Source organism: Aeromonas sp. ASNIH8 (assembly GCF_002919855.1).
Taxonomy (GTDB): Bacteria; Pseudomonadota; Gammaproteobacteria; order Enterobacterales; family Aeromonadaceae; genus Aeromonas; species Aeromonas caviae.
Genome location: NZ_PQLN01000148.1, coordinates 1 through 6,881, shown reverse-complemented (window position 1 = coordinate 6,881; position 6,881 = coordinate 1). Strand labels below are relative to the sequence as shown.

Annotated in this window: 4 protein-coding genes; 1 reads left to right on the top strand and 3 read right to left on the bottom strand. The window is 57.7% G+C overall.

What is annotated here, in order from left to right:
- Nucleotides 1-340 precede the first annotated feature (340 nt).
- On the top strand, nucleotides 341-796 hold the full coding sequence (locus tag C3418_RS22140) for a YcgN family cysteine cluster protein (protein WP_103859296.1): 456 nt from the start codon (nucleotides 341-343) through the stop codon (nucleotides 794-796).
- Between the two features lie 660 nt (nucleotides 797-1,456).
- Here C3418_RS22140 and pflB read toward each other — a convergent pair.
- The 3 genes from pflB to ycaO form a co-directional block, all read right to left on the bottom strand.
- Nucleotides 1,457-3,739 (bottom strand): formate C-acetyltransferase, encoded by a 2,283-nt coding sequence (gene pflB / locus C3418_RS22135; protein ID WP_010674504.1) that lies wholly within the window; start codon nucleotides 3,737-3,739, stop codon nucleotides 1,457-1,459.
- Nucleotides 3,740-3,780: 41 nt separating this feature from the next.
- Nucleotides 3,781-4,629 (bottom strand): formate transporter FocA, encoded by an 849-nt coding sequence (gene focA, locus C3418_RS22130; RefSeq protein WP_010674505.1) that lies wholly within the window; start codon nucleotides 4,627-4,629, stop codon nucleotides 3,781-3,783.
- 381 nt (nucleotides 4,630-5,010) lie between these two features.
- On the bottom strand, nucleotides 5,011-6,771 hold the full coding sequence (gene ycaO, locus C3418_RS22125; RefSeq protein WP_103859295.1) for a 30S ribosomal protein S12 methylthiotransferase accessory factor YcaO: 1,761 nt from the start codon (nucleotides 6,769-6,771) through the stop codon (nucleotides 5,011-5,013).
- Nucleotides 6,772-6,881: the final 110 nt, after the last annotated feature.

Genomic DNA, 6,881 nt, shown 5'->3' with positions numbered 1-6,881 from the left:
ATCTGCTCCATGCGGGACAAGAAAATCTCTTTTCTAGTCTGACGGCGCTTACTGCTGAATTCACTGTCGGCGAAGGTGAGCTGATGACTCATGATGAACCCTTTTTCATGGCTCCAGATGACAAACATGATCTCATATCAGGGACTTGTTCGCACCTTCCTTAGCCTTGATTGGGTAAATCGGTCTTGCTGTAAAAGACGATGTGAGTAACGTGGGGATCGTTGATCTGTTCCAGAATACCGACCTAGAGTTCATAGGCGAAACCGCCACCAACCTTGAAAAATCGGGCCATAGGGCGTATAACCACGCGCTTGTCAGTGTATTGAGTGAGTCAACTTTTATGCAGCAGAGTGAACCCGTGCAGAGCGCCCCCTTTTGGCAGATAAAAAGCCTGCAACAGATGACCACAGCCGAGTGGGAGTCCCTGTGCGACGGCTGCGGCAAGTGCTGCCTGAACAAGCTGATCGACGAGGACACCGAGGAGCTGGTGTTCACCAACGTGGCCTGCAACCTGCTCAATACCAAGACCTGCCAGTGCTCCGACTACGGCAACCGCTTTAAGAAAGAGCCGGACTGCCTGCAGATCACCCACGACAAGATTGCCGAGTTCAACTGGCTGCCCTCCACCTGCGCCTATCGCCTGCTGGCTGAGGGGCAGAGCCTGCCAGAGTGGCATCCCCTTATCACCGGCAGCCGCAGCGCCATGCATCAGGCTGGCCAGTCGGTGCGCGGCAAGGTGATCCATGAGGTACATGCCGGCGATTGGGCCGACCATATCATCACCTGGGCGAGCTAAGCCTTAAACCACCGTTTATTTCTTACTATAGGGGCAGGGGAGTGAGACTTCTCTGCCCCTGTTGTTTTTGGCATATAAGTGATCAGTTTTTTGCGATAAAGGCAGTTTGAAACTTCATGGTGAGATGAAAGCATCGTGAAGTCGTGAGAGGTCGCCCCTGACGCAGCCAGCACCCGTTAAACCGCATCCATGACACAAGGGCTGCAGAGCACACTCTGCAGCCCTTGTTGCTTTCTGGCGCTTGCTAGCGATGTAGAGTGGTTTCCCCTCACCCTGACCCTCTCCCAAGGGGAGAGGGAATAGATCGAGGTTGCTATGCAAAACTCGTGGTGGTCGAGCATGGCTCTGCTCTGCTTTTCTGAGTACCTGAGTACCTGAGTACCTGAGTACCTGAGTACCTGAGTACCTGAGTACCTGAGTACCTGAGTACCTGAGTACCTGAGTACCTGAGTGCCGGTGGGCACATCCGTGCATCAAGCGCAGGAGGGGAGTGGAGAGGGGCATCATAGAGAGGGGCGTTAGGAGGCTAACGTCTGGCCGAGCCTGCGGGTCAGAGCCCACGAGCCAGCGGGCCTGGGAGGTGGGAAGCGGCTTGCACACTGCCAAACAGCCATAAAAAAACCGGCGCCTGGGCGCCGGTTTTGTTTCACCGAGACGCTATTACAGAGAAGCGGTGAAGGTACGGGTGATGACGTCTTGCTGTTGCTCCTTGGTCAAGGAGTTGAAGCGAACGGCATAACCGGATACGCGGATGGTCAACTGCGGATATTTCTCCGGGTTTTCCATGGCGTCCAGCAGCATTTCACGGTTCATCACGTTGACGTTCAGGTGCTGACCACCTTCCAGGTTGGCTTCGTGGTGGAAGTAACCATCCATCAGGCCGGCCAGGTTGGCTTTCTGGGCTTCCATGTCTTTGCCCAGGGCATTCGGCACGATGGAGAAGGTATAGGAGATACCATCTTTGGCGTAGGCGAACGGCAGCTTGGCGACGGACGTCAGGGAAGCAACGGCACCCTTCTGATCACGACCGTGCATCGGGTTGGCACCCGGGCCGAACGGCGCACCGGCGCGACGACCATCCGGGGTGTTACCGGTCTTCTTGCCGTACACCACGTTGGAGGTGATGGTCAGCACGGACTGGGTAGCCACGGCACCACGGTAGGTGTTGAGCTTCTGAATCTTCTTCATGAAGCGCTCGACCAGGTCGCAGGCGATGTCATCGACGCGAGCGTCGTTGTTGCCGAACTGCGGGTACTCGCCTTCGATTTCGAAGTCGATGGAGACGCCATCGGCATCACGTACCGGCTTGACCTTGGCGTACTTGATGGCAGACAGGGAGTCAGCGGCTACGGACAGACCGGCGATACCGCAGGCCATGGTGCGATAGACGTCACGGTCGTGCAGCGCCATCAGGGAGGCTTCGTAGCTGTACTTGTCGTGCATGTAGTGGATGATGTTCAGGGCGGCGACATACTGCTTGGCCAGCCAGTCCATGAAGTGATCCAGTCTGTCCATCACGTCGTTGTAGTCGAGGTACTCGGAGGTGACCATTTCGGTCTTCGGACCGACCTGGATCTTGAGCTTCTCGTCCATACCACCGTTGATTGCATACAGCATGGTCTTGGCCAGGTTGGCACGGGCACCGAAGAACTGCATCTGTTTGCCGACGATCATCGGGGACACACAGCAAGCGATGGCGTAGTCATCGTTGTTGAAGTCCGGACGCATCAGGTCGTCGTTCTCGTACTGAACGGAAGAGGTCTCGATGGATACCTTGGCACAGTACTTCTTGAAACCGACCGGCAGCTTCTCGGACCACAGGATGGTCAGGTTCGGCTCAGGGGACGGGCCCATGGTGTACAGGGTATTCAGCATACGGAAGCTGTTCTTGGTGACCAGGGTACGGCCATCAACGCCCATACCGGCCAGGGTCTCGGTGGCCCACATCGGGTCGCCGGAGAACAGTGAATCGTATTCCGGGGTACGCAGGAAGCGAACCATACGCAGCTTCATGACCATATGGTCCATCAGCTCCTGGGCTTCTTGCTCGGTGATCAGACCCTTTTGCAGGTCACGCTCGATGTAGATGTCCAGGAAGCTGGAGGTACGACCGAAGGACATGGCCGCGCCGTTCTGGGACTTGACCGCCGCCAGGTAGGCGAAGTAGGTCCACTGGACGGCTTCTTTGGCGGTCTTGGCCGGTACGGAAATGTCGCAGCCATATTTGGCAGCCATCACCTTCATCTGGGCCAGGGCACGGTGCTGCTCGGAGATCTCTTCGCGCAGACGGATGGTGGCTTCCAGGTTGACACCGTTTTCCAGATCGGCCTGCAGGGACTTGAACTGGGCCAGTTTGTCGGCCATCAGGAAGTCGATACCGTACAGGGCAACACGACGGTAGTCACCGATGATACGGCCACGGCCGTAGGCATCCGGCAGACCGGTGATGACGCCGGACTTGCGGCAGTTCAGGATGTCTTTGGTGTAGACGTCGAACACGCCCTGGTTGTGAGTCTTGCGGTACTCGGTGAAGATCTTCTCGACCATGGGGTCAAGCTGGCGACCGTACACTTCGCAAGAGGTCTTGACCATCTTGATACCGCCGTTGGCGATGATGGCGCGCTTGAGCGGCTTGTCAGTCTGCAGACCGACGATCTGCTCCAGGCTCTGGTCGATATAGCCGGCATCGTGAGCGGTAATGGTGGAGGGCAGGTCGGTATCAAAATCGACCGGCGCGTGAGTGCGGTTCTCGATCTTGATGCCTTCCATGACCTTGTCCCACAGCTTGGTGGTGGCTTCGGTCGCACCAGCCAGGAAGGACTCGTCACCTTCATACGGGGTGTAGTTCTTCTGGATGAAGTCACGGGTGTTGACAGAGGTCTGCCATTCACCGGCTGCGAAGCCTTCCCATGCTTTTTGGAACTGTTCGTTAAGTTCTGCCATTTTCATTACCTCTCAAGGTATTTATGTGTCTGCCGCCATCCTTAATGATGGCGACGGAAGATAAACCAGTAAGTCAGCCCAACCATGACGCCACCACCAATGATATTACCGATGGTGACAGGGATGAGGTTGTGCAGGACGAAGTTGGACACGGTCAGGTCGGCAAAGGTTGCCGGATCCTGGCCGATGGCCTGCCAGAATTCCGGGCTCGCGACGCTGTGGATGGCGATACCGACCGGGATCATAAACATGTTTGCGATGCTGTGCTCAAAACCGGAGGCCACGAACATGGCGACGGGGAGCAACATCACCATCACCTTGTCGGTGGCGCTGCGGGCGCCGAAGGCCATCCACACGGCGAGACACACCATGAGGTTGCAGAGGATGCCAAGGGCCACGGCCTCGAAGAAGGTGTGATGGATCTTGTGCTGGGCCACTTTCATGGCGTTCAGCCCCCACTGACCATCCGCTGCCGTGTATTCCGCCGACATGATGATGAGGCCGACGATGATGAGACCGCCGATGAGGTTGCCGAAGTAGACCAGTCCCCAGTTCTTGAGCAGCTGGGCCCAGCTGATGCGATTCGCCGCCTTGGCTACCAGGGTGAGGGTAGTGGAGGTGAACAGTTCGGCGCCGAGCAGGACGCAGAGGATGAGACCGAGGGAGAAGCAGATGCCGCCCACCAGCTTGGACATGCCCCAGGCCATGCCGCTTGAGCCCGTGGTGACGGTGATATAGAAGACGAAGGCGATGGCGATGAAGGCGCCAGCGGTGATGGCCAGGGGAATGACCTTGTATGCGGGCTTGGTGGCCTTGGCATAGGTAATGTCTTCGGCCAGGGCGGCGATGGCTTCGGGCTTCAGACAATCAAAGGGAGATTCTGCTTTCAATTCTCAGTACCTGCATATTTTGCCTGTGGAAATCATAACAAAGGGGCTGATCCCCAAAATTGACTCCGATCAAGAATTACAGATTGTGAATGTAATTTTACTACAGGATTTTTCGCCATCCGGAAGCGTTTCTTTACACCAGGTTTCAGGTGAAACAGAAATGAGTCTGTTATTAATTTTATGATTTTTAAGAACTTATAAAGGGCGCCCTGAAAAACATACCGGCAAGGCACCTGTGCGGCCGCACTGCACCATGAGTGCCAAATTAACAACCCCCTAAGAGGTATTTTTTGTCTTTTATTTCATCTTTGTGGTACGGCCAGCCAAAGCGTAGACCATAAAACAGAAGGGGCCATAAGGCCCCTTCATCACGCTAGCATATCAGTTCCAGGTATGGATTCGTTTGGCTTTTTGCAATTTCTCGTAAGCGGCCAGCAGTTTCTGGTGCAGCGGGAACTGGGAGAGGGAGAGATCGGCGGCTTCCAGACCGTGGAAGCGCGCCTCGCCGCGGGCGTTGGCCCACGCCTGCGCCAGGGTCTCTTCCCCGAACATGCGGGCGAACACCAGGCGGTACTGCTCGGGGTCGCGATCCTCGTCGAGGAAAAGCTCGACGCAGGCGCGCAGGGCGCGGTAGTAAGCGGCGCGATCCGCCAGGAACACCGACTGGTTGAACTCCATGGTCCAGTCGATGAGGTCGAGGGCGCTCTCCAGGTCACCAGCGGCCAGCGCCAGCATGGCTTTGAGCTCACCGACGCGCAGGGTGTGCAGGGCAGTGCCCTTGGCGGCTGCGATGCCGAGCAGCTCGCGTACCCGGGTCCGCTCGTCGTGACCCTCTTCATCCAACTGGTCGAACAGGGCCATGTACTGCTCTGCGTCCCACTCGAGCGCCGGCAGCGCCAGGATGGTCTCCCGCAGGTGGGCCCCCATGGTGTTGTTGGCCAGCAGCAGATCTTCCACCGGATAGATGTCGGACATGCCGGGCACCAGGATACGGCAGGCGTAGACACCCAGGTGCTCGTAGTCGGCGATGTAGACCGGCTGCTCCAGCTCGTGGAAGATGCCGATCAGGTGGTCGAACTCCTCTTGCGAGGTGCCACGGAAGTCCCAGTCGGCAAACTCGAAGTCGGACTCTTCCTTGAACAGATCCCAGCTGATGAGGCCGGAGGAGTCGATGAAGTGGGTCTCCAGGTTGTGGTGATCCGCCACCTGCTCGTTGTCGAACGACGGCGGCACGAAGACATCCAGATCCTTGAGGCTACGCCCTTGCAGCAGCTCGGTGACGGTGCGCTCGAAGGCGACCTCGAAGCGCGGGTGGGCGCCGAAGGAGGCAAAGCAGGTGCCGTTGCTCGGGTTGAGCAATACCACGCAGATGACCGGATAACGGCCGCCGAGGGAGGCATCGAAGCTGTAGATGGGGAAGCCTTCGGCTTCCAGCGCATCGATGGACGCCTTGATGCCCGGGTAACGGGCGATGACCTCGCCCGGGATCTGGGGCAGGCTGATGGCCTCGGCGATGATCTTGTTCTTCACGTGGCGCTCGAACACCTCCGACAACCCCTGGGTGCGGGCCTCGGTGCGGGTGTTGCCGGCGCTCATGCCGTTGGAAACATACAGGTTGCCGACGATGTTCATCGGGATATAGACGGTCTGGTGGTCGGACTGGCGCTCGAAGGGCAGGGCGACGATGCCGCGTTCCTCGTTGCCGGATTGCAGGTCCACCAGCATGTTGGCGGTCACTTCCCCGTCCGGGTTGTAGAACTTGCGGGTGAAGGAGTCGAGCAGACCAGTGGGCAGCTGATCCCCCTCGATGGGGAACCACTTCTCGTTCGGGTAGTGGACGAAGTCGCCATTGGCGACCTGCTCGCCCAGGTAGAAATCGGCGAAGAAGTAGTTGGTGGAGAGACGCTCGAAATACTCGCCAAGGGCGGAGGCGAGCGCCGCCTTCTTGCTGGCACCCTTGCCGTTGGTGAAGCAGAGGGCGCACTCCTTGTCCCGGATGTGCACGGACCAGACGTTGGGCACGGGGTTGAGCCAGGAGGCCTCTTCGATATCAAACCCCAGGGCTTGCAGCTTGGTCTGGAAGCGTTCAATGGAATCTTCCAGCGCTGCGTCCTTGCCGGGAATAAAAGTGTGGTCGGTCATCACAATGTCCTGATTTTATGGGCTCATGTTTGGACGCAGATAATAGCATGAGTGACGGGGAAAGCGGCCAGGGTAATGGTGTGGGTTTGCCCAGGTCTGCATTGGAGGGG